Here is a 19,547-nt window from a genome sequence, read left to right as displayed (position 1 = left end):
ATATTGGAAAGACTATTTCCAATAAGGAGATGATGTGTCTCAGCGACCCGCCACACCCAGCCTGCTCCGGTCCCTCAACAACCGCAGCGCGCTGGAGCTGCTGCTCCGGGATGGCCCCCTCACTCGGGTTGGCCTGGGGCAGCGGATCGGCCTATCCAAGGTGACGGCGTCGCAGCTCCTCGCCCGCCTGCAGGAGCGCAACCTCGTCGAGGTCGTCGGCACCCAGTCCGCCGGCCGCGGCCCCAACGCCGAGCTCTATGCCATCCGGCCCGGATGTGCCCACAGCATCGGCATCGAGCTCAATCCCGATCTCGTCAAAGCCGCCCTGGCCGACGTCACCGGTACCGTCATCGGCCGCATCGAACGTCCGGTCTCCGACACCACCGACCCCAAACAGCTGATCCACGACATGGCGGTCGACGTCGCCACCAGTGGCGGAGTCGCCCCCGGCGCCGTCGACGACATCGTCATCGGCATGCCCGGTGTGGTCGACCCGGTCAGCGGCGACATAGAGCTCTCGTTCGACCTTCCGGGCTGGCACCGAGGGCTACGCTCCACCCTCGCCGCCGACCTGGACTGCCACGTCACCTTCGAGAACGACGTCAACCTGGCGGCGGCAGCCGAACGCGCCGAAGGCGCCGGCCGCGACGTCAACGACATGGTGCTGCTGTGGGTCGACCGAGGCGTCGGCCTCGCCGTGGTCCTCAGCGGACACCTCCACCGGGGCGCTACGGGAGCCGCCGGCGAGATCGGCTACCTCCCGGTCCCCGGCGTCTCCTCGCCGGCCCGGATCGACAGCCCGGCCCAGGGCGCCTTCCAGGGACTGGTCGGCGCGGGGGCCCTCGCGGAGCTCGCTCGCGAGTACGGGATCGTCGCCGACGGCGCGGCAGAGGCCGTCCGGGCCGCCTTGGCCGGCGGCACCGCTGCGGAGGGTTTTCTCCAGGCGTTCGCCGACCGTCTGGCGCTGGGAATGGCGGCGGTCTGCTCGGTGGTCGACCCCGCCCTGGTGGTCGTCGCCGGAGAGGTCGGCGCCGCCGGCGGCGAGATCCTGTGCCAGATGGTCGCGCAGGCGGTGCGCAACATCGCCCCGGTCCATCCAGCCGTAGTGCCGACCCTCATCGAGACTGAGCCGGTACTCCGGGGCGCCGTCCTCACTGCTGTACACCTGGCGCGCCAAACGTTGTTCGAGTCGACGAGCTGACCTACCAGCGGCGCCGATACCACCCGGCTCCCAACCTGTTACGGAACCGTGACGACCATAACTGGCAATAAACCTTACAGTAGAGTCCGTAATTGTTAATACTCTTTCCAATGCCTGCACACCCTCGCCAAGGGGAGGAATCATGAGAACAACACGCGTCTTGGGTGCCGGTCTTGCCGCCGTTGCACTAGTGCTGGCTGCATGCGGCAGCGACGACGGCAATGGCGACGACGACGCCAATGCCGAAGCTCCGGCCGCCTCGGCCGACGACGACGGAGGAGACGGGGACGACGACGGTAACGGCGACGCGCCGGAACCGGCCGAGATCCGGCTCTGGCTCAATGGTCCGGACACACCTGACTCGATGCGGGACTGGCTCGTCGACGCCTTCGAGGAGCAGAACCCAGGCTCCACGCTGGTCATCGAAGAGCAGCAGTGGGAGGGCCTGATGGACCGGCTCACCACCTCGCTCGGCAGCACCAGCGAGACACCGGACGTCGTCGAGGTAGGCAACACCCAAGCTCCCACCTTCACCACCGTGGGAGCCTTCAGCGACATCACCGACCTGCTGCCCGAACTCGGCGGCGACGACCTCCTCGAAGGTTTCGTGGAGGCCGGCAGCGCCGAGGGCCGCACCTACGCCGTTCCGCTGTACGCGGGGTCGGCCTACGTGTTCTACCGCACCGACCTGTTCGACGCGTCCGGGCTCGACGTGCCGACCACGATGGAGGAGTTCGTCGACGCCGCCATCACCTTGAAGGAAGACAACGCCGACGTCGCCAACTTCTCCGGATTCTGGCTGCCCGGTCAGGACTGGCGCGACGGTGCGGCGTTCCTCTGGGATGCCGGCGGCGATTTCGCGGTCGAAGAGAACGGCGAGTGGGTCGGCGCGCTGTCCACCCCGGAGTCCCAAGCTGGCCTGGAACTGGTCCAGCGGCTGTTCGAGGAGGCGTCCGGGGCACCTCGTGACGGCAACGAGGCCGAGCCCGAGGTGCCGTTCTGCGCCGACGAGATCGGCATGATGCTGCGGCCCGGCTGGGTGCGCTGGAGCATCGACAACGAGGAGATCGGCTGCCCGGACATGATGGAGAACGTGGGTGTGTTCGCACTACCCGGCTCCGACGGCCAGCCGGCGCCGGTGCTGCTCGGCGGCTCCAACATCGCCGTCTCGGCCAACTCCCAGAACCAGGAACTGGCCACCAACCTGGTCCGGCTGATCCTCAGCGACGACTTCCAGCGGCAATACCCGGAGAACGGGCTCACCCCGGCCAAGGTGTCGCTCGCCGACGGGCTCGGCGACGACGAGTTCGCGCAGGCCACCATCGAAGCGGTGTCCAACGCCAAGCTCACCCCGGCGGCTGCTGCCTGGGCGTCGGTGGAAGGCTCCCGGATCCTCGAAGACCTGTTCGTGGCCATCGCCAACGGCGGTGACATCGAGCAGCTCGCCAGCGACGCCGACGCGGCCATCAGCGCCCAGCTCAACTGACACCGCACATGGCATCGACGCCGCACGTGCGGGGCCGTGGGGCGGCGGCCGACTCCGGATTCAGCACGAACCCTCCGGAGTCGGCCGCCGGGCCACCACCGGCCGGCGCCCCGGCTCACCGTCCCCGCCGCGGGCGCCGGCCACGCGCACCTTATGTCCTCCTGATCCCTGCTATCGCCGTCCTGGTCGCCGCTCTCGGATACCCGTTGCTGCGCCAGGCCGTGATGTCGTTCCAAGAGTTCGGCCTGGCCCAGCAGTTCGGGGCGGACCCCGAGTGGGTTGGCTTCGACAACTACGCCACGTTGCTCACGGACTCCTACCTCTGGTCCGTCGTGGCGAAGTCCATCGCGTTCTGCCTCATCGTGGCGGCCACGACCATGGTGGTTGGCACCGCGCTGGCATCGCTGATGATGGCGGTCAGCACTGGTCCGCGGCTGATCCTGCAGATCACCCTGCTGCTGGCCTGGGCGATGCCCCACCTGGCCTCGCTCACCGTCTGGCAGTGGTTGTTCGACTCTCAGTACGGCGTCATCAACTGGTTGCTCACGAGACTCGGACTGGAACAGTTCAGCGGACACTCCTGGCTGATCAATCCGTTGTCGTTCTTCATCGTCGCCGGCATCGTCGTGGTCTGGATGAGTGTGCCGTTCGTCGCGTTCGCCGTCTACGCCGGGCTCACCCAGGTGCCCGATGAACTCCGCGAGGCCGCGGGGCTCGACGGTGCCAGCGGGTGGCAGCGTTTCCGGTTGATCACCGTGCCGCTCATCCGGCCCGTCCTGCTGATCGTCGGTCTGCTCCAGATCATCTGGGATCTCAAGGTCTTCACCCAGATCTTCGTCCTCCAGGACGCCGGAGGCATCACCCGCGAGACCAACCTGATCGGTACCTATATCTACCGGCTCGGCATCGGTGAAGGGCAGTTCGGGATGGCCGCCGCGGCGGCGTGGTTCATGCTGCTGCTCACCGTCACGCTCAGCCTCTATTACGTCCGGATCCTGCTCCGGGAGGAGAACACGTGACCGCGACCCCCGCCATCACGTCCGCCCGGAAGAGTCCGGCGCGCCCGGGCACACCCAAGCCGGCCCGCGCATCCGGTTCGCTCTGGCGCCGAGGGCGCCGCCGGCTGCTCGGTGCTCTGGCCGTCGGCATCGCCCTGATCTGGGCGTTCCCCATCTACTGGATGGTGAACAGCTCGTTCCTGCCGCACAACCGGATCCGCAGCACCGAGCCGACGTTCCTGCCGATCGACGGTTCGGTCGCCGCCTACCAGCGGGTGCTCGACAGCGGATTCTTCAGCGCGCTGCGCACCAGCCTGACTATCACCCTCATCACGCTGGTCGCCGCGCTGCTGTTCGCCTTTCTGGCGGCGCTTGCGCTGTCTCGCTTCCGGTTCCGGGGCCGCACCAGCTTCATCGTCACCGTCCTCGTCATCCAGATGATCCCGGCCGAGGCGTTGTTCATCTCCCAGTTCAAGATGCTGGAAGGCTGGCAACTGCTGAACAGCGTGCTCGGGTTGTCGTTGCTCTACGTCGCCACCGTGGTGCCGTTCACCATCTGGATGCTGCGGGGGTTCGTCGCCGGCGTACCGCGTGAACTCGAAGAAGCCGCGCTCGTCGACGGGTGTAGCCGGACTCAGGCGTTCTTCCGCGTCACGTTGCCGTTGCTCGCCCCGGGTCTGGTCGCCAGCGGTGTCTACGCCTTCCTCCAGGCATGGAACGAGTTCACCCTCGCCTTGGTGATCATGAATCGGCCGGACAGCATGACCCTCCCCCTCTGGCTGCGGACCTTCACCGACGCCAACCGGGTGAGCGACTGGGCCGGCATCATGGCCGGATCAGCACTGATCGCGATCCCAGTCATCATCTTCTTCCTCCTCGTGCAACGCCGCATGGCCGCCGGTCTGGTGTCCGGTGCGGTGAAGGGCTGACCTCATGCCAACAACCACCACCCCAGCTCCCCGGGTGGGCCCGGCCTACTTGCGCCGGCTCGCCCTGACCACCCTCTTCCCCGGATTCGACGGAACCACCACACCACCGCCCTGGTTACCCCGGATGGCCGCCGAGGGCCTGGGCGGGGTGGTCCTCTTCGGCCGCAACGTTGATCCGGAACGGGGAGACGCCGGCGTCGCGCAGCTGACGGCCGCGCTGCGCGACGCCGGACCCAATCTTCTCGTCGGTATCGACGAGGAAGGCGGCGACCTCACCCGGTTGGACGCCTCTCGCGGTTCCGCCCTACCGGGCAACGGGGCTTTGGGGGCGCTTGACGATCCGGCGCTCACCGAACGGGTCGCCGCCGAGCTAGCCACCCGGCTGCGCCAGTGCGGCATCGACATCAACTTCGCACCCGTCGCCGACGTCGACAGCGAAGTGACCAACCCGGTCATCGGCATGCGTGCCTTCGGTGCCACCCCCGACCTGGTAGCCCGCCAGGTAGCCGCGTTCGTCACCGGTCAGCAAGGGGCGGGCGTCGCCGGCGCGGCCAAACACTTCCCCGGCCACGGCGGCACCCGCGACGACAGCCATTACACCGTCCCGGTCCTGGAACGGTCACTGGACAACATCCAGCGCACCGACCTGCCGCCGTTCCGCGCCGCGATCAAGTCCGACGTGCAGATCGTCATGACGGCACACGTCGTCGTCCCCGCCATCGACGGATCCACCCCGGCCACCCTCTCTCCTGACACGATCACCGGGCTGCTGCGCGACGAGCTGGGATACGACGGCCTGGTGATGACCGACGGACTCGACATGCATGCCATCAGCCGCGGTGTGGGGCACGCGGAGGCCGGCGTCCTGGCCTTGCTCGCCGGGGTCGACGCGTTGTGCATCGGCGGTGACAGCACTGATCCGGAGCTGCCGGAAGCCATGGCCGCCGCGCTGGTCGAGGCGGTACTCGAGGGACGGCTACCCGAAGAACGACTGGCCGAGGCCGCGGCGCGGGTCGAGCGGCTACGTCTCTGGGTGCACGAACGCCGTGACGAGACGGCGATCACCAACCGGGCGGCGACCGGGAGCGCCGCGGTCGAGGCTGCCAGCCAGGTCATCTCCGTCCGCGGAGCTGTGGTCCTCGACGCCGCACCCGTCGTCCTCGAGTTGCACGACGAGCCGTCCCCCGCCACCGGAGACGTCCCCTGGGGGATCGGCGCTCCGATAGCCGCCCGGCTCCCGGGCACCGTTGTGGTCCGGTTGCGGGAGGGCGGCCAGGATCCCGATCAGGTGTTGCGGTCGGTGCCCGACCGACCGGTGATCGTGTGTGTCCGGGGTACGCAGCGCCGACCGTGGCAGGTCGAGGTGGTGAACACGGTTCGCCGGCGCCGGCCCGAGGTGATCGTCGTCGACCACGGTCCCGATTCCACCGCCGACGTGCTGGGCGACCATCACGTGTTGACGCGGGGGGCTGCCCGAGTCACCGCCGAACTCGTCGCCGACCTCCTCACGACGCCACAAGGAAGCTTGTTGTCGCCATAGGCACCACAAGGAGGCTTACCGCACCGCGGCGGCGGGCACAAGGGCGCTCACCGCAGGCCCGCGGAGCGACCCGCCGTCACCCGGCCGATGACCGGTGTGAGCAGCACCAACGCGACAGCTGCCAGTACGTGCCAGATCGCGTGGCCTTGAAGCAGGCTGTCCGGCTGGCACAGCGGGCCGCCGCTGCGGGACAACGTGCCGATCAGCGCACCAGCCCCGACCACCACACCTGCGGTCAGGATGGTGCGCCGGGCCGACGGACGGGCGTAGGCGCGGATCACCGTCGCCGACACCGCTCCAACACCCGCCAATCCCTGGACCGCCGTGCTAGCGGACCCAACCGCGCCGGCAACGATGATCAACACCGCCGCTGGCGCGACCCACCAGACATCCGATAGCCGGCGTCCAAGCAGATCGGAGACCGCATCCGCGGCCACGAAGGCAAGCAACGCCACCAGCGGAGCGTCGTGCACGATGGGCGACCACGAGGGCGCCGGGCCGTGGAAGACGAACGACCCAATCCCGGTCGCAGCCACCAGGAACGCGTACATGAGCCGTCGTGGCTGGGCCGGCCCGCGGGTGGCGACCGCGATGACAACACCGGCCACGACGAACGCCAGGCTGGTGACGGAGTTGGCCGGCTGGCCCCAGAACGCGCTGCTGAACACCTCGCAGTCGTTCTCCGCAGGCCGTGCCACGGCGCTCGACACCAGCGACGTCAACGCGGCCGTACCCATCTGCCGACCCTACCCGTGCCCCTAACCGCCGCCCCACCCTGAATTCCGCGCCCCAGCTCACCACGCCGCATGATCATGAGCGAGTTACACCCCACCCGCGGGGTGTAACTCGCTCATGATCATGCGTCCTCTTCCGGGTTCAGCTGGCTCGAGCGGCGCGCGCACTCATCGTCCGCAACACCTCCACCAAAGCTTCCGGGCCGTGGACCTCGAACTCGCAGCCCAGCATCAGCATCCGGGCGGCGAGCCAGTCGATGGAGTCGCTGCGCTCGGCCCGCATGCGGCATCGGTGTTCCCCGAGGGCTTCGATCTCGCCCGGTTCATCGCCGAGCCGGCCCGCGACCGACGCCGCCGGAGCGTGGAAGGTGACCACGATCCGATGGACCGGAGTACCCCAGTCGGTGCGGCGGCCGGCGACGTAGTCGGCCGCGCTCTCCGCGGGCAGATCCCGCTGCACGACCCTGCTCCCCACCGCCCGCGGGGAGTGGATCCGGTCGAGCCGGAAGGTGCGCCAGTCGTCGCGGGTGGTGTCGAAGGCGACGAGGTACCAGCGACGCCCGGCGGTCACCAACCGCAACGGCTCAACCAGGCGTGAGGTGTCGCTCGAGTCCCCCGACCGGTATCCGAAGCGCACCTTCTCCCGGTTGGCGACGGCGCCCGCCAGCACCGTCAGCACCTCGGCGTCGACGACGGGGCTGTCGCCCGAGATGGGCACGGTAGCCTCCCCGAGAGTACGGACGCGGTAGCGCAACCGCGATGGAAGCACCTGTTCCAGCTTCGTCAACGCCCGCGCCGACGATTCCTCGATGCCATCCACCGCGTTGCCCGCGGCCGCCCGCAGCCCGACGGCGATGGCCACCGCTTCGTCGTCGTCGAGGAGCAGTGGTGGCATAGCCGCCCCCGCCACCAGCCGATACCCGCCGGCCGCCCCCATCGTCGCCTCGACCGGGTAGCCGAGCTCGCGCAGCCGGTCGATGTCGCGACGCACCGTGCGACGGCTGACTCCGAGCCGCCCGGCGAGTTCACTACCCGGCCACTCCCGCGGCGTCTGCAAGAGCGAGAGCAAACTCAGGAGTCTGGCGGGTGTGTCGGTCATGGGAAAAGTCTCCCACTCAACTAGGTCATGATCTGACCTAGTTGGCATCTAGTGTCGCCATCGTCCTGGTCAGAGTTCGACGAAAGGCACCGCTATGACCCCCGCCATCCGCCCGTTCCGCATCGACATCGCCCAAGCGGACATCGACGACCTTCACGAGCGCCTCGCGCGTATCCGCTGGACTGCCCAGCTTCCGGGCGACGGCTGGGACCGCGGCGTACCCACCGGCTACCTCCGTGACTGGGCAGAGCATTGGCGGACCGGATACGACTGGCGGACTCACGAGGCCGAGCTGAACACGTTCCCGCAGTTCATCACCGAGATCGACGGCTACGACATCCACTTCCTGCACGTCCGCTCCCCCGAGCCGGATGCGTTGCCGCTGATCCTCACCCACGGGTGGCCGGCGTCGATCGTCGAGTTCACCAAGATCATCGGCCGGTTGACCGACCCGCGTGCCCACGGTGCCGATCCCGCGCAGGCGTTCCACGTCGTCATCCCGTCCGTGCCCGGGTTCGGGTTCTCCTCGGCACCCAGAGAGACCGGCTGGAAGGTCCAGCGGGTCGCTCGTATGTGGGTGGAGCTGATGGACCGGCTCGGGTACGAACACTTCGGCGCTCAGGGCGGCGACCTGGGCGCCTACGTCACACCTGAGGTGGCGCTGTCCGCTCCGGATCGCGTGGTCGGGGTCCACATCGACGGCGGACTGGGATTCCCGACGGAGGCCGACGTGCCGGATATGAACGACGAGGAACGCGCCGTCTACGCCGAGATACAGCAGTGGGCGCAAGGCGGCGTCGACCACCACACGCTGCTCCGGGTGGCGCCACAGACCTTCGCGCACGGCTGGCACGACTCCCCCGTGGCCCTGCTGGCCTGGATGTTGGAGAAGTTCCACGAGTTCACCCCGATGGCCGAGGTGCCCGAAGACGTCATCGACCGCGATCACATCCTCACCAACGTCAGCCTGTACTGGTTCACCGGCACGTCTGGGACGTCGTCGTGGCCGATGTACAACGGGCTGAGCGACGACGGGTTCGTCTGGCCGACCGGACAGGCGAAGGTGCCCACCGGCGTCTACAGCGGTGGCCCCGCACTGTTCCGGCGGCTCGCCGAGCGGCACAACACCATCGTCCACTGGCCCGAAGGCAACCCGGGCAACCATTTCGTGGCCATGGAGGAACCCGACGCCCACGCCGCCGATATCCGGAGGTTCTTCGCGAACCTACCCACACCCGCCTGACCTGCACCGGGCTGTCGGTGGGCGGACACCACCTCTGACCGGGCGGGCCGGAGCGATTTCGCCGAAACGGCCGCGCCGCGGATCGATTCTTGCTTAATGTCGTCGCATGCACGCGCCCGGGGCACCCGGGCCGGGCGCGTGCCTCAAACGTGACGGGAGCAGTGCGTGGCCATCGTTCTCTACCGGCTCGGCCGGCTCGCCTACCGGCGTCGATGGATCGTCGCCGGCACATGGGTGCTGCTGCTCGTGCTCACCGGCTTCGGCGCAGCAACGTCGTCCGGTGACCACGTCGAATCGTTCGAGATCCCCGGCACCGAGGCACAAGAGGCCATGGACCTGCTCGACGAGCGGTTCCCGGGTATGGCGGCTGACGGTGCCAGCGGCCGGGTCGTGTTCGCCGCGCCGGAAGGCGAGACCCTCACCGACCCGGCCAACCGGGCCATCGTCGACCAGGTGGTGGATGCCGTCGCCGCCACACCAGGGCTGGTCAGCATCGACGATCCGTTCGACACCGATGCCGTCTCCCCCGATGGCACCGTCGCCTACGCCGAACTCGCCTACACCGACCCGTTGCTCGACGAAGAGGCACAAGACGCGCTGTTCGCCGCCGCCCAGGAAGGCCGCGACGCCGGTCTCGTCGTCGAGATCGGCGGCCAGGTGGCCAGCGCCGAGGAGTTCGAGGGCAGCAGCGAACTCGTCGGGCTCGCCATCGCGTTCGTTGTCTTGATCATCACGTTCGGTTCGTTCGTGGCGGCGGGGATGCCCCTGCTCAACGCCATCATCGGGGTCGGCGTGACCATCTCCAGCATTACCCTGGCCAGCCGGTTCATCGACATGTCCGAGGATTCGTCGATCCTGGCGATGATGCTTGGCATCGCCCTGGCCATCGACTACTCGCTGTTCATCGCATCTCGGTATCGGCACGAGCTCGCCACCGGGCGCCCCGGCGAGGAGGCCGCCGGGCGGGCTATCGGCACCGCCGGCAACGCCGTCGTGTTCGCCGGCTTAACCGTGATCGTCGCGCTGGTCGGGCTGACGGTTGTTGGTATCCCACTACTCACCGAGATGGGCCTGTCCGCTGCCTTCGCCGTCGCCATGTCCGTGCTGATCGCGCTGACCATGTTGCCCGCGCTGTTCGGGTTCGCCAAACGACGGATTCTCGGCGGACGTATCCCCGGCCTGCGCCCCCGCGACCCCGAGGCCGAACAGCCGAGCCTGGGCCGCACCTGGATCCGGATCGTCACCAACCACCCGGTGCGTGTGCTCGTAGTGGCCTTGCTCGCGGTCGGGGCATTGGCGTTGCCGGCCACCAGCCTCCAGCTCGGCCTGCCCGACGAAGGCAGCTATGGCACCGACACCACCCAGCGGCAGGCCTACGACCTCCTCGCCGCTGGATTCGGTCCGGGCTTCAACGGCCCGCTGACCGTGGTCGTCGACGCCGAGACCAACACCAACGCCGACGCCGTCGTGGACGCGGTGGCCGCCGAGGTGGCCGAGCTGGACGGTGTCGTAACCGCCGTGCCCGCCAGAACCAACGACGCCGGCGATACCGCCATCGTGATCGCCGTACCCAGCACCGGCCCCAGTGCACCGGAGACCGAAGACGTCGTCCGCGACATCCGGGCGTTGTCCGGCGCCATCGAGGAACGCACCGGCGCCACCCTGGCGGTGACCGGTCCCACGGCGGTCGTCATCGACTTCAACGAGACCATGGCGGACGCGTTGGTTCCGTATCTCGCCGTTGTGGTCGGCCTGTCCTTCCTCATCCTCATCCTGGTGTTCCGGTCCCTCCTCGTGCCGTTGAAGGCCGCACTCGGCTTCCTCGTCACGATGGCGGCCACCTTCGGTGCGACGGTGGCGGTGTTCCAATGGGGGTGGCTGGCCGACGCGATCGGGCTGCAACAGACCGGCCCGATCATGAGCATGTTGCCGATCATCCTCATCGGGCTCGTCTTCGGATTGGCCATGGACTACCAGGTCTTCCTCGTCACCCGGATGCACGAAGAACACGTCCATGGCGCGCCCGCCACCCGCGCCATCATCACCGGCTTCCAGCATGGCGCCAGAGTGGTGGCCGCGGCCGCAGTCATCATGATCAGCGTGTTCGGCGCCTTCGTGCTCGGCGACGACTTCATCAAGCAGGTCGGGTTCGCGCTGGCGTTCGCCGTGTTCATCGACGCGTTCGTGGTGCGCATGACCATCGTGCCGGCCGTGCTGCGGCTGATGGGTGAACGCGCATGGTGGTTACCTCGATGGCTGGACCGGGTGCTGCCCGACGTCGACGTCGAAGGTGAGCGGTTGCGTCGGTTCCTCGGCGACCAGCCGGATCACGTCGCGCCGGAGGACGGCGCGCCGCAGCGGACCCACGCGACGCCCTGACCCACGCGCCCCGACCCCGGCAATACCCCTCACCCGGCTCGGGACCAGCTTGGGACCACCCCGGGACCACCCCGAGATCAGCCCGGTTGCTCGCGGTCGCGGCATGCACCGCACGCACCTTTGCGCTGACGGCACAGTGGTCTTCGCTCTGCTCATAGCCCGGCCGTCCGGCTGTCACTAGGTTTACTTTCCACTAGTGAACAGATGTTCGTATCACGCACATCAATTGCTGTATGGGGCGTCGAGCGGTCCGGAGGCCGGATGTCGATTCTGCTGAGTTCGGTTCTCAACGGCTTGTCGTTCGCGGCACTGCTGTTCCTGATCGCCGGCGGGTTCACCCTCCTCTATGGAATCATGCGGCTGCTGAACCTAGCCCACGGCGCTCTCTACCTCTGGGGTGCCTACCTGGCCGCGGCGGTGATCTCCGGCACGGGCAATTACCTCCTGGCCGTGCTGGTAGCCGGCGGTGTGGTAGGCATCGCCACCGTGATCGGCGGCGTCGGCCTCTTCGCCCGCGTCCAGGGGAACGAACTTCGTGAGGTTCTGCTCACGATCGCCGTGTCTCTGGTTCTGGCCGACGCCGCTCTCGCGGTCTGGGGTGGGCACCCGGTGGGGGTTCAAGCCCCGGAGTTCCTCCGCGGCGCGGCTGATTTCATGCCCGTCGCCTTCCCCATCTATCGGCTGTTCCTGATGGGCCTGGCGCTCGCCGTCGGATTCGGATTGTGGTACCTGATCGAACGCACGTCGGTCGGGGCGCTGCTGCGAGCGTGTGTCGACAATCGCGCCATGCTCGCGTCGCTGGGGGTCAACGTGCGGCGGCTGTACTGGTTCGTCTGGATGGCCGGCGGGTTCCTCGCCGGCGTCGCCGGGCTCCTCGGCAGCATCGTGTTCGGAATCGCACCCGGCGTGGACGTCCAGATCCTGTTGCTAGCCCTCGTGGTGGTGGTGCTGGGCGGGTTGGGCAGCCTCTCCGGGGCCGCGCTCGGCAGCCTCGTCGTCGGATTGTCCTACAGCTTCGCCACCGTCTACGCGCCGGAGTTGCTCTACTTCATCATCTTCGGGCCGATGCTGATCCTGCTGGTCATCCGCCCGCAGGGATTGCGAGGGGCCAACGCATGACCACCTTGATGCCGCAGCTGACCAGCCGGTGGACCGATCAGACCAATCAGAACCGGCGTTTCCTCGCGGTAGTGATCACGCTCGTCATCGTGGCTGTCGCGCCCATGTTCCTGCAACAGTTCCACGTCGGCCTGCTGACCCGGATCTTCTTTATGGGTTTGCTGGCGATGAGCCTGAACGTACTCGTCAGCCTGACCCGGGTGCTCTCTCTTGGGCATGCCGGACTGTTCGGCGTCGCCGCCTACGTCGTCGCCATCGGTGTCACTCGCTGGGAGTTGCCGTTCCTCACCGCCGCGGCGGTGGCGTTGGTGGTCACCGGTCTGGTTTCGATGCTGTTCGCGGTCATGATCGTCCGTGCTCAAGGGGTCACGTTCGTCATGATCACGGTCGCCCAGGGCATGCTGCTGTGGGGTGCCGCCGAACGTTGGGTCAGCGTCACCAACGGAAACAACGGCATTCGTGGTGTACGCCCCCCGGAGTTCATCCAGACCGCGAACGACTTCTACTGGGCTGCCTTCGCCGTGGTCGCCGTCTCCGTCTTCGCACTATGGCGGTTGCACACGTCGTTTCTCGGCACCCGGCTGCGCGGCACCGGCGACAGCCCTACCCGCATGACCAGTCTCGGCTACTCCAATGCGTGGCACCGCTTCATCGCCTTCACCATCGCAGGATTGTTCGCGGGTGTCGCAGGCATCCTCTACGTCGGGTACTTCGGATTCGTCAGCCCGACCACCCTGCACGTCGGCAACTCGGTCCAGGTCGCACTGGCCGTCATCCTCGGCGGCAGCGCGTTGTTCCTCGGACCGCTGCTCGGCACGGCCGTCTTGTTGACCGCCCGAACCTGGGTGGTGCCCGTGACCGACCGATGGAACTTGATCGTCGGCGCGCTGATGATCGTCACCGTGTTGTTCCTGCCCAACGGGCTGGCGGGGGCGTTCGCCAGTGCGTGGGCCAAACTCACCCGCCGAATCCCCCGGCTGGCCGGGCGGCGATCGCCGGACCAGAACGCACCGTCGGCACCAGCCGAGCCGCCCGGCTCAAGCCAGCCGTCGGGAACACCTGAACGCCCACAGCACTGACGTCACCGTCCGCACCCGGCAGGTGCGAAAACGATCGAAAGGACAGGACATGCGCACCAGGAGATGGTTACCCGCCGTGGTCGGCGTCGTCATGCTGGCCGCTTGCGCCGGCGAAGGCAGTGAGGACGGCGGCGGTCAGTTCGAGGACGACGACGGCACGTCGCAGGACGATCAGGCCGACCCGGGCGACGCCGGCGAGGGCGGCGAACCGGTGCGGGTAGGTGTACTCATGCCCTTCTCCGGTCCGGTCGCCGTGTCCGGTGAACTGTTCGTCAAAGGCTGGGAGCTGTACTGGGAGACACACGGCACCAGTGCCGGTGGCCGCACCGTCGAGTGGGTGACCGGCGACACCCAGGCCGACCCGAGTGTGGCCGTCGAGGAGGCCCGCCGCCTGGTGGAGCAGGAGAACATCGACATCCTCGTCGGTCCCCTGCTGGGCAGCGAAGGACTGGCGGTCGGCGAGTACACGGAGAGCATCGGGCTCCCCCAGGTGTACGGCATCCCGGCCAGCGAGGAGTTCCTGCGCGACATCCCGGACACGATCTTCCGGTACGGCATCACCCACGGCCAGGTCTCGATGCCGTTCGGCGAGTGGGCGGCCGAGCAGGGTTATGAACGCGTCTCCACCATCTGTTCGGACTACGTCACCGGATGGGAGATATGCGGTGGCTTCATCAACACCTTCACCGACAACGGCGGCGAGATCGTCACCCAGCTGTGGCCACCGTTCGGCGATACCGCCGACCTGGGGCCGTTCATGGCACAACTGGCCGAACAGGACCACGACGCGGTCTACCTCGGGATGCCGGTGGGCGACGCGGTGGCGTTCTTCCGGGCATGGACCGACTTCGGCCTGCTGGACACCGTTCCCGTCCTCGGACACCACGTCACCTCCAGCCCGTCGATTCTCAAAGCGATGGGGTTGGAAGCCGAGGGGATGATCTCGGCGGGTGTCTTCACCGGCACGCTGGATGACCCGGTGGTGGAAGACTTCGCCACCCGGTTCGAGGAGGCCTACGGCGAGCCGTCCGACCCCGACCCGGCCCTGGCCTGGCACGCCGGTGCGCTCGTCCGGCACGGCTTGGAAGAGCTCGACGGCGACGTCAGCGACGCCGACGAGTTCATCGCGGTCCTCAAGCAGGCCGAGTTCCCGGAGAGCGTGCTGGGCCCGCTCAGTGTCGACGAACACGGCAACGTCCTGTACGACGTGCACATCCGCGAGGCCCGCGACCGAGGCGACGGCGTGATGGAGAACTTCGTCATCGACACGTACGAGCAGTCCGGGCCGAACTTCCGGTACGACTACGACATGTACGTGGAGCAGCCGGCATACAACCGCGACTATCAGGGCTTCGACTGGCCGGAGAACTGCGACGCGTACATCAGCGACTGCCCGTTGGACTAGAACCGCCACCACTTCGCGGCGCCCACCCTACGTCCGGGGATGGCAGGTTTCTTCCCGTACCTGCCGTCCCCGGCCCCGCCGGCCGCGTCACCACCAGACCCCTCACGAGAGGACCACCGCCGTGATCGTCAACGGCACTACCAGCACCGACCGCCCACACCACAGCACCGCGGCCGGTGTCCGCTCCCCCGTGCTGGAGGTTCAAGGCGGCTCGAAACACTATGGCGGGGTGTGGACGTTGCGGGACGTCTCGTTCGGGGTGGGCGAGTCCGAACGGTTGGGCATCATCGGTCCGAATGGCGCCGGCAAGAGCACCTTGTTCCGGGTGATCGCCGGCGAGGAGCCGATCGACGACGGACGGGTGACCCTGTACGGCGACGACGTGACCCGCGCCAGCGCCGAGTCGCGCGCCCGGCGCGGGCTCGGGCGGACGTTTCAGATCACAAACGTCTTCTCCACCCTGCTGGTGCGGGACAACCTCGCGTTGGCCGCCCGGGCCCCCACCCGCCAACGCCGCGCCGTCGAGGAGGACCAGATCATCGCCGATCTAGGCCTCGACCGGCTGCTCGACACGCGCCCCGAAGAACTCAGCTACGGCGACCAACGGCTGGTGGAGTTGGCGATCACTCTGTTCAGTGGTGCCAGTCTGCTCCTGCTGGACGAACCGGCCGCCGGGCTGGGCCACGGAGAACGGGACCGCCTGCGTGGCGTGCTCAAAGGCCTGCCCGAGGACCTGACCGTCGTACTGATCGAACACGACCTCCCGCTGGTGCTCGACGTCGCCGAGCGGGTGATCTGCCTGGCCGCCGGCCAGGTCATCGCGGACGGGCCACCCGCCGATGTGCGGGCGGACCCGGAGGTCGCCCGGGTCTACCTGGGCTCCACGTCCGGAACGGAGGACACATGAGGCTGTCGGTCACGTCCCTGGCCGCCCAGTACGGCCAGGGTGCGGCGCTGCACGACGTGTCGCTCGAGGTCGCCGAGGGTGAGGTGATCGGGCTCATCGGACGGAACGGGATGGGTAAGACATCGACGCTGCGCGCGGTGATGCGCTGGCCGGAACCCACTGTCACGGCGGGCCGGATCACCGTCGACGGTACGGATCTGACCCGGGGCGCCGCCCACCGGCCGGCGCGGATCGGACTGGGCTATGTCCCTCAAGGTCGGATGATCTTCGGGTCGCTTACCGTCGAGGAGAACCTGTCGGTACTGACCCGCGCGTTCGGCCGGGCCACGGTGCGTGCCGGGCTGACCCGGGTCTGGGACCTGTTCCCCAAACTGGCCGACATCCGCAACCGTCGCGCCAGTGTGCTCTCCGGGGGTGAGCAGCAGATGTTGGCGATCGGGCGGGCGCTGGTCGGACAGCCGCGGATTCTGCTCCTCGACGAGCCCTCCGAAGGATTGGCTCCGAGCATCGTCGACGAGCTCACCGGCGCTATCCGCAACCTCGCCAACGACGGTGTCGGCATCCTCTTGGCCGAGCAGAACCTGACTCTGGCGGTGAGCCTCACCGACCGGCTGCTAGTGCTCGAGCAGGGCCGAGTGGTGCTGGCCCGAGACAGTTCCGGGGTAGACATCAACGACCCCACCCTGCGTAGTCACCTGGGGGTCTGACATGTCTGACCCGGCTCCGACCGATACGCCGGTCGGCCGACGTCATCGGCTCCGCGCTACGGCCGGCCGGCCCCTGGCCGAACAGCCCGGGGTGGGCCACAACCGCTGGCATCCCGACATCGCCCCCGTCGTCGAGATCGATCCCGGCGACGTCGTCGTCGTCGACACTCTCGACGCCTTGGACGCACAGATCACCCCGAAGTCGACCGCGGCCGACGTGGCCGCCCTGGATGCGTCGAGAGTGCACCCGCTGACCGGGCCGATACTCGTGTGCGGGGCCCGGCCCGGCGACATGCTCGCCATCGACATTCTCGACGTCGATCCCGGCCCGTGGGGCTACACGGCGGTCCCGCCTGGGCTGGGGTTCCTCGGTACCGAATTCACCGAACCGTTTCTCGCGCATTGGGACATCGCCGACGGCTGGGCGTCGTCTCCTCAGGTGCCCGGAGTGCGGGTGCCCGTCGCTCCCTTCCCGGGCACCGTGGGGGTCGCCCCGTCGCCTGACCAGCTCCTGGCATGGACCGCACGTGAACTCGGCGGCGGCACCCCGGGCCCGCTGACCACCGGCGCCATCCCACCGGGCGGGGCCGCGGCGCGGGCCGGACTGCGTACGCTGCCGCCGCGGGAAAACGGCGGCAACCTCGACATCCGGCAACTGACCACGGGCGCCACCCTGTTGTTACCCGTGGCCGTCGACGGGGCGCTGCTCTCCATCGGCGACGCACACGCCGCACAAGGCGACGGCGAAGTGTGCCTCACCGCTGTGGAGACCACCGCCACCTGCACCGTGCGGATCACCGTGCGCCCAGGTGCCGCGGAGCGGCTCGGAGCGTGGTGGCCCATGGTGGAACGCCGCGGTGTCGCCCCGCCTAGCCCGGCGCCCGGTGACGGCCGGTTCATCGCCACGACCGGCATGCCGGTCGACGCCACGGGGACCGCCCGGCCCGGTGATCTCAACCTCGCCGCGGCGAACGCATTGCGGCATCTGATCGCGCTCCTGGGCGAACGTGGGTACCGCCGCGAGCAGGCGTACGTCATCAGCAGTGTCGCCGCCGACCTGAGGATCAGCAGCGTCGTCAACCTGCCCAACGTCGTCGTCTCCGCGATGCTGCCGGAGCTGCTGTTCGATCCTCCCCCGCCGTCCGGCCCATAACTTTCTCGTGGTCGGCACGGTGGACAGCCGTACCATCGGCTAATGCCACACCTCGCGCTGGTCACCATCGTGGTCGAGGATTACGACCCCGCCATCAACTTCTACGTCGACACCCTGGGTTTCGACCTCGTCGAAGACTCCCCCGCCCACACCAACGACGGCCGGCCGAAACGCTGGGTGGTGGTCCGTCCACCGGGTGCCGAAACCGGCCTGCTCCTGGCCCGGGCGGACGGCGAACGTCAACACCGGGCCGTCGGCGATCAGACCGGCGGCCGCGTCGCCTTTTTCCTGCGGGTGGACGACTTCGACACCACCTACCAACGCCTCGCCGCGGCTGACGTCACCTTCGTCACCACCCCGCGGACCGAGCCGTACGGCCAGGTGGTGGTATTCCTGGACATCGCGGGCAACCGCTGGGACCTGCTCGGCCCCCACCCCGACCGCACCTGATCTCCGTTTCCGCACCTGATCTTTTGCGTGGCGACGATCAGGTGCGGAAGCACGGCACACGCCGCCGATCCCGGTGTGGCATCGCCCACTTCGCTACCGCCAGATGGCGATAAGAGCCGGATTCGGGCCTGAACGCCATCTGGCGGTAGCGAAGTCCGGGGCAGGGCGGCAGCGCGCCGTGAGGAAGCTTGTTGCAGCCGGCCGAGGATGGTGTCCCCAGAATGTACGGCGAGACCGGCGGGCACGATGAACGCAATGAACGCGGTCACGTCGGACCGTCTACTTTCGACCAATCTTCGACTACCCGTCGGCACTCCGCATCACGGACCTGCCTCAAGGGCTGCCGGAGCAATCGTGGTCGGCGAAACGCTGCGTGGCACGGTGAGGTGTAGTCCCTGGCACGCTGAAGCGTCGTCCCTGAGGCCCATTTGCACCAGTTTGTGGAACACCTCAGCGTGCCAGGCCAATGACGACGCAGCGGCCCACCGCTCGCCCCGACGCGGCAACCCCGCGGTGATCCAGCACGACGCCCCCGCCGCCCTGGCTCACACCTCCAGCATCGGCGCCACCCGCCGCAGGCTCTCGCGTAGGTTCGCCTCACTCGTTGCCTCAACCGCTTCCGGCAACAACAACCACCGCAGCGGCGCGTCGGGTGACTCCGGCTGGGCCCGCTCGGGGGTCGACGTCGCCAACACGAACCGCAGATCGGCGTGGTGATGTGCCGGTTCATCACCACGGGCCGCCACGGGCACGATCACGACGTGGATCAACTCGGCCGTCGGCCAGGGGGCAAGGTCGGTCAACCCCGTTTCTTCCCGCCCTTCCCGACACGTCACCTGCAGAGGGTCGGTCTCCCCTGGGTCGGCGTGCCCACCGATCTGCAACCAGGCTTGTTGCCGCTGATGCCAACGCAGCAGCACCCGGCCGCTCTCCGGATGCACGATCAACGCCGATGCGGTGACGTGCAGGGGAATCGACCGCGCCCACGGGTTGACCGTGGATTCAACGAGGTTGCGGGTGCGAGCCACGTCGGCCGTTTCGGTGGGGCCATCGGGCTGATACGTCGAGAGCATGTCGATGAGTCGACTGTTGGCGGCATTCATCACGTGGATCGTAAC

17 protein-coding genes are annotated in these 19,547 nt (G+C 68.2%); 14 read left to right on the top strand and 3 right to left on the bottom strand.

What is annotated here, in order from left to right:
- Positions 1-34 precede the first annotated feature (34 nt).
- The 5 genes from G8760_RS09390 to G8760_RS09370 all read left to right on the top strand — a co-directional run bounded on the left by G8760_RS09390 (position 35) and on the right by G8760_RS09370 (position 6,154).
- A complete protein-coding gene (locus tag G8760_RS09390) occupies positions 35-1,201 on the top strand; it encodes an ROK family transcriptional regulator (protein WP_166350234.1) in 1,167 nt (388 codons plus the stop codon).
- Positions 1,202-1,343: 142 nt separating this feature from the next.
- On the top strand, positions 1,344-2,687 hold the full coding sequence (locus G8760_RS09385) for an extracellular solute-binding protein (RefSeq protein WP_166350232.1): 1,344 nt from the start codon (positions 1,344-1,346) through the stop codon (positions 2,685-2,687).
- 8 nt (positions 2,688-2,695) lie between these two features.
- Positions 2,696-3,706, top strand: coding sequence for a carbohydrate ABC transporter permease (locus G8760_RS09380; RefSeq protein WP_166350230.1), 1,011 nt, complete (start codon positions 2,696-2,698; stop codon positions 3,704-3,706).
- Positions 3,703-4,614 carry a carbohydrate ABC transporter permease gene (locus tag G8760_RS09375; protein ID WP_207782197.1) on the top strand — a complete coding sequence of 304 codons (912 nt, stop codon included), beginning with the start codon at positions 3,703-3,705 and terminating at the stop codon, positions 4,612-4,614. Before G8760_RS09380 ends, G8760_RS09375 begins: the two co-directional genes overlap by 4 nt.
- A gap of 4 nt (positions 4,615-4,618) precedes the next feature.
- Positions 4,619-6,154: a glycoside hydrolase family 3 protein gene (locus G8760_RS09370; RefSeq protein ID WP_166350228.1), complete on the top strand. Its 1,536-nt coding sequence runs from the start codon at positions 4,619-4,621 to the stop codon at positions 6,152-6,154.
- A 47-nt stretch (positions 6,155-6,201) separates the two neighbouring features.
- Here G8760_RS09370 and G8760_RS09365 read toward each other — a convergent pair whose 3' ends face one another.
- Both G8760_RS09365 and G8760_RS09360 read right to left on the bottom strand, forming a co-directional pair.
- Positions 6,202-6,891, bottom strand: coding sequence for a hypothetical protein (locus G8760_RS09365; protein ID WP_207782196.1), 690 nt, complete (start codon positions 6,889-6,891; stop codon positions 6,202-6,204).
- A 139-nt stretch (positions 6,892-7,030) separates the two neighbouring features.
- Complete coding sequence (locus G8760_RS09360; RefSeq protein ID WP_166350226.1) at positions 7,031-7,987, bottom strand: helix-turn-helix transcriptional regulator; 957 nt, start codon at positions 7,985-7,987, stop codon at positions 7,031-7,033.
- Positions 7,988-8,081: 94 nt separating this feature from the next.
- Here G8760_RS09360 and G8760_RS09355 point away from each other — a divergent pair, with 94 nt between their 5' ends.
- From G8760_RS09355 to G8760_RS09315, 9 genes are all read left to right on the top strand, one after another.
- Positions 8,082-9,230 (top strand): epoxide hydrolase family protein, encoded by a 1,149-nt coding sequence (locus G8760_RS09355; protein WP_166350224.1) that lies wholly within the window; start codon positions 8,082-8,084, stop codon positions 9,228-9,230.
- Positions 9,231-9,395: 165 nt separating this feature from the next.
- Positions 9,396-11,609, top strand: a complete 2,214-nt coding sequence (locus G8760_RS09350; protein WP_166350222.1) for an MMPL family transporter — start codon at positions 9,396-9,398, stop codon at positions 11,607-11,609.
- Between the two features lie 261 nt (positions 11,610-11,870).
- Complete coding sequence (locus tag G8760_RS09345; protein WP_166350220.1) at positions 11,871-12,728, top strand: branched-chain amino acid ABC transporter permease; 858 nt, start codon at positions 11,871-11,873, stop codon at positions 12,726-12,728.
- On the top strand, positions 12,725-13,807 hold the full coding sequence (locus G8760_RS09340; protein ID WP_166350218.1) for a branched-chain amino acid ABC transporter permease: 1,083 nt from the start codon (positions 12,725-12,727) through the stop codon (positions 13,805-13,807). The genes G8760_RS09345 and G8760_RS09340 overlap by 4 nt, the downstream gene beginning before the upstream one ends.
- A 49-nt stretch (positions 13,808-13,856) precedes the next feature.
- Complete coding sequence (locus tag G8760_RS09335) at positions 13,857-15,212, top strand: ABC transporter substrate-binding protein (protein WP_166350216.1); 1,356 nt, start codon at positions 13,857-13,859, stop codon at positions 15,210-15,212.
- 121 nt (positions 15,213-15,333) lie between these two features.
- Positions 15,334-16,119 carry an ABC transporter ATP-binding protein gene (locus G8760_RS09330; RefSeq protein ID WP_166350214.1) on the top strand — a complete coding sequence of 262 codons (786 nt, stop codon included), beginning with the start codon at positions 15,334-15,336 and terminating at the stop codon, positions 16,117-16,119.
- Positions 16,116-16,826, top strand: a complete 711-nt coding sequence (locus tag G8760_RS09325; RefSeq protein WP_166350211.1) for an ABC transporter ATP-binding protein — start codon at positions 16,116-16,118, stop codon at positions 16,824-16,826. Before G8760_RS09330 ends, G8760_RS09325 begins: the two co-directional genes overlap by 4 nt.
- Position 16,827: 1 nt before the next feature.
- A complete protein-coding gene (locus tag G8760_RS09320; RefSeq protein ID WP_166350209.1) occupies positions 16,828-17,979 on the top strand; it encodes an acetamidase/formamidase family protein in 1,152 nt (383 codons plus the stop codon).
- A gap of 42 nt (positions 17,980-18,021) precedes the next feature.
- Positions 18,022-18,429 carry a VOC family protein gene (locus G8760_RS09315; RefSeq protein WP_166350206.1) on the top strand — a complete coding sequence of 136 codons (408 nt, stop codon included), beginning with the start codon at positions 18,022-18,024 and terminating at the stop codon, positions 18,427-18,429.
- Between the two features lie 545 nt (positions 18,430-18,974).
- Here G8760_RS09315 and G8760_RS09310 read toward each other — a convergent pair.
- The gene (locus tag G8760_RS09310) at positions 18,975-19,535 is read right to left on the bottom strand and encodes an NUDIX hydrolase (RefSeq protein WP_425502309.1); all 561 of its coding nucleotides are present in this window, start codon (positions 19,533-19,535) and stop codon (positions 18,975-18,977) included.
- Between the last annotated feature and the right edge of the window lie 12 nt (positions 19,536-19,547).

The organism is Phytoactinopolyspora limicola (assembly GCF_011320225.1).
GTDB classification, from domain to species: Bacteria; Actinomycetota; Actinomycetes; order Jiangellales; family Jiangellaceae; genus Phytoactinopolyspora; species Phytoactinopolyspora limicola.
Note: the sequence above shows the minus strand (reverse complement) of the source record. Positions and strands in the feature narration are given on the sequence as shown.

Coding starts and splice junctions, on each gene's coding strand:
- G8760_RS09385 (WP_166350232.1), top strand. CDS start 1,344: ATGAGAACAACACGCGTCTTGGGTGCCGGTCTTGCCGCCGTTGCACTA.
- G8760_RS09380 (WP_166350230.1), top strand. CDS start 2,696: ATGGCATCGACGCCGCACGTGCGGGGCCGTGGGGCGGCGGCCGACTCC.
- G8760_RS09370 (WP_166350228.1), top strand. CDS start 4,619: ATGCCAACAACCACCACCCCAGCTCCCCGGGTGGGCCCGGCCTACTTG.
- G8760_RS09365 (WP_207782196.1), bottom strand. CDS start 6,891: ATGGGTACGGCCGCGTTGACGTCGCTGGTGTCGAGCGCCGTGGCACGG.
- G8760_RS09360 (WP_166350226.1), bottom strand. CDS start 7,987: ATGACCGACACACCCGCCAGACTCCTGAGTTTGCTCTCGCTCTTGCAG.
- G8760_RS09355 (WP_166350224.1), top strand. CDS start 8,082: ATGACCCCCGCCATCCGCCCGTTCCGCATCGACATCGCCCAAGCGGAC.
- G8760_RS09345 (WP_166350220.1), top strand. CDS start 11,871: ATGTCGATTCTGCTGAGTTCGGTTCTCAACGGCTTGTCGTTCGCGGCA.
- G8760_RS09340 (WP_166350218.1), top strand. CDS start 12,725: ATGACCACCTTGATGCCGCAGCTGACCAGCCGGTGGACCGATCAGACC.
- G8760_RS09335 (WP_166350216.1), top strand. CDS start 13,857: ATGCGCACCAGGAGATGGTTACCCGCCGTGGTCGGCGTCGTCATGCTG.
- G8760_RS09325 (WP_166350211.1), top strand. CDS start 16,116: ATGAGGCTGTCGGTCACGTCCCTGGCCGCCCAGTACGGCCAGGGTGCG.
- G8760_RS09320 (WP_166350209.1), top strand. CDS start 16,828: ATGTCTGACCCGGCTCCGACCGATACGCCGGTCGGCCGACGTCATCGG.
- G8760_RS09315 (WP_166350206.1), top strand. CDS start 18,022: ATGCCACACCTCGCGCTGGTCACCATCGTGGTCGAGGATTACGACCCC.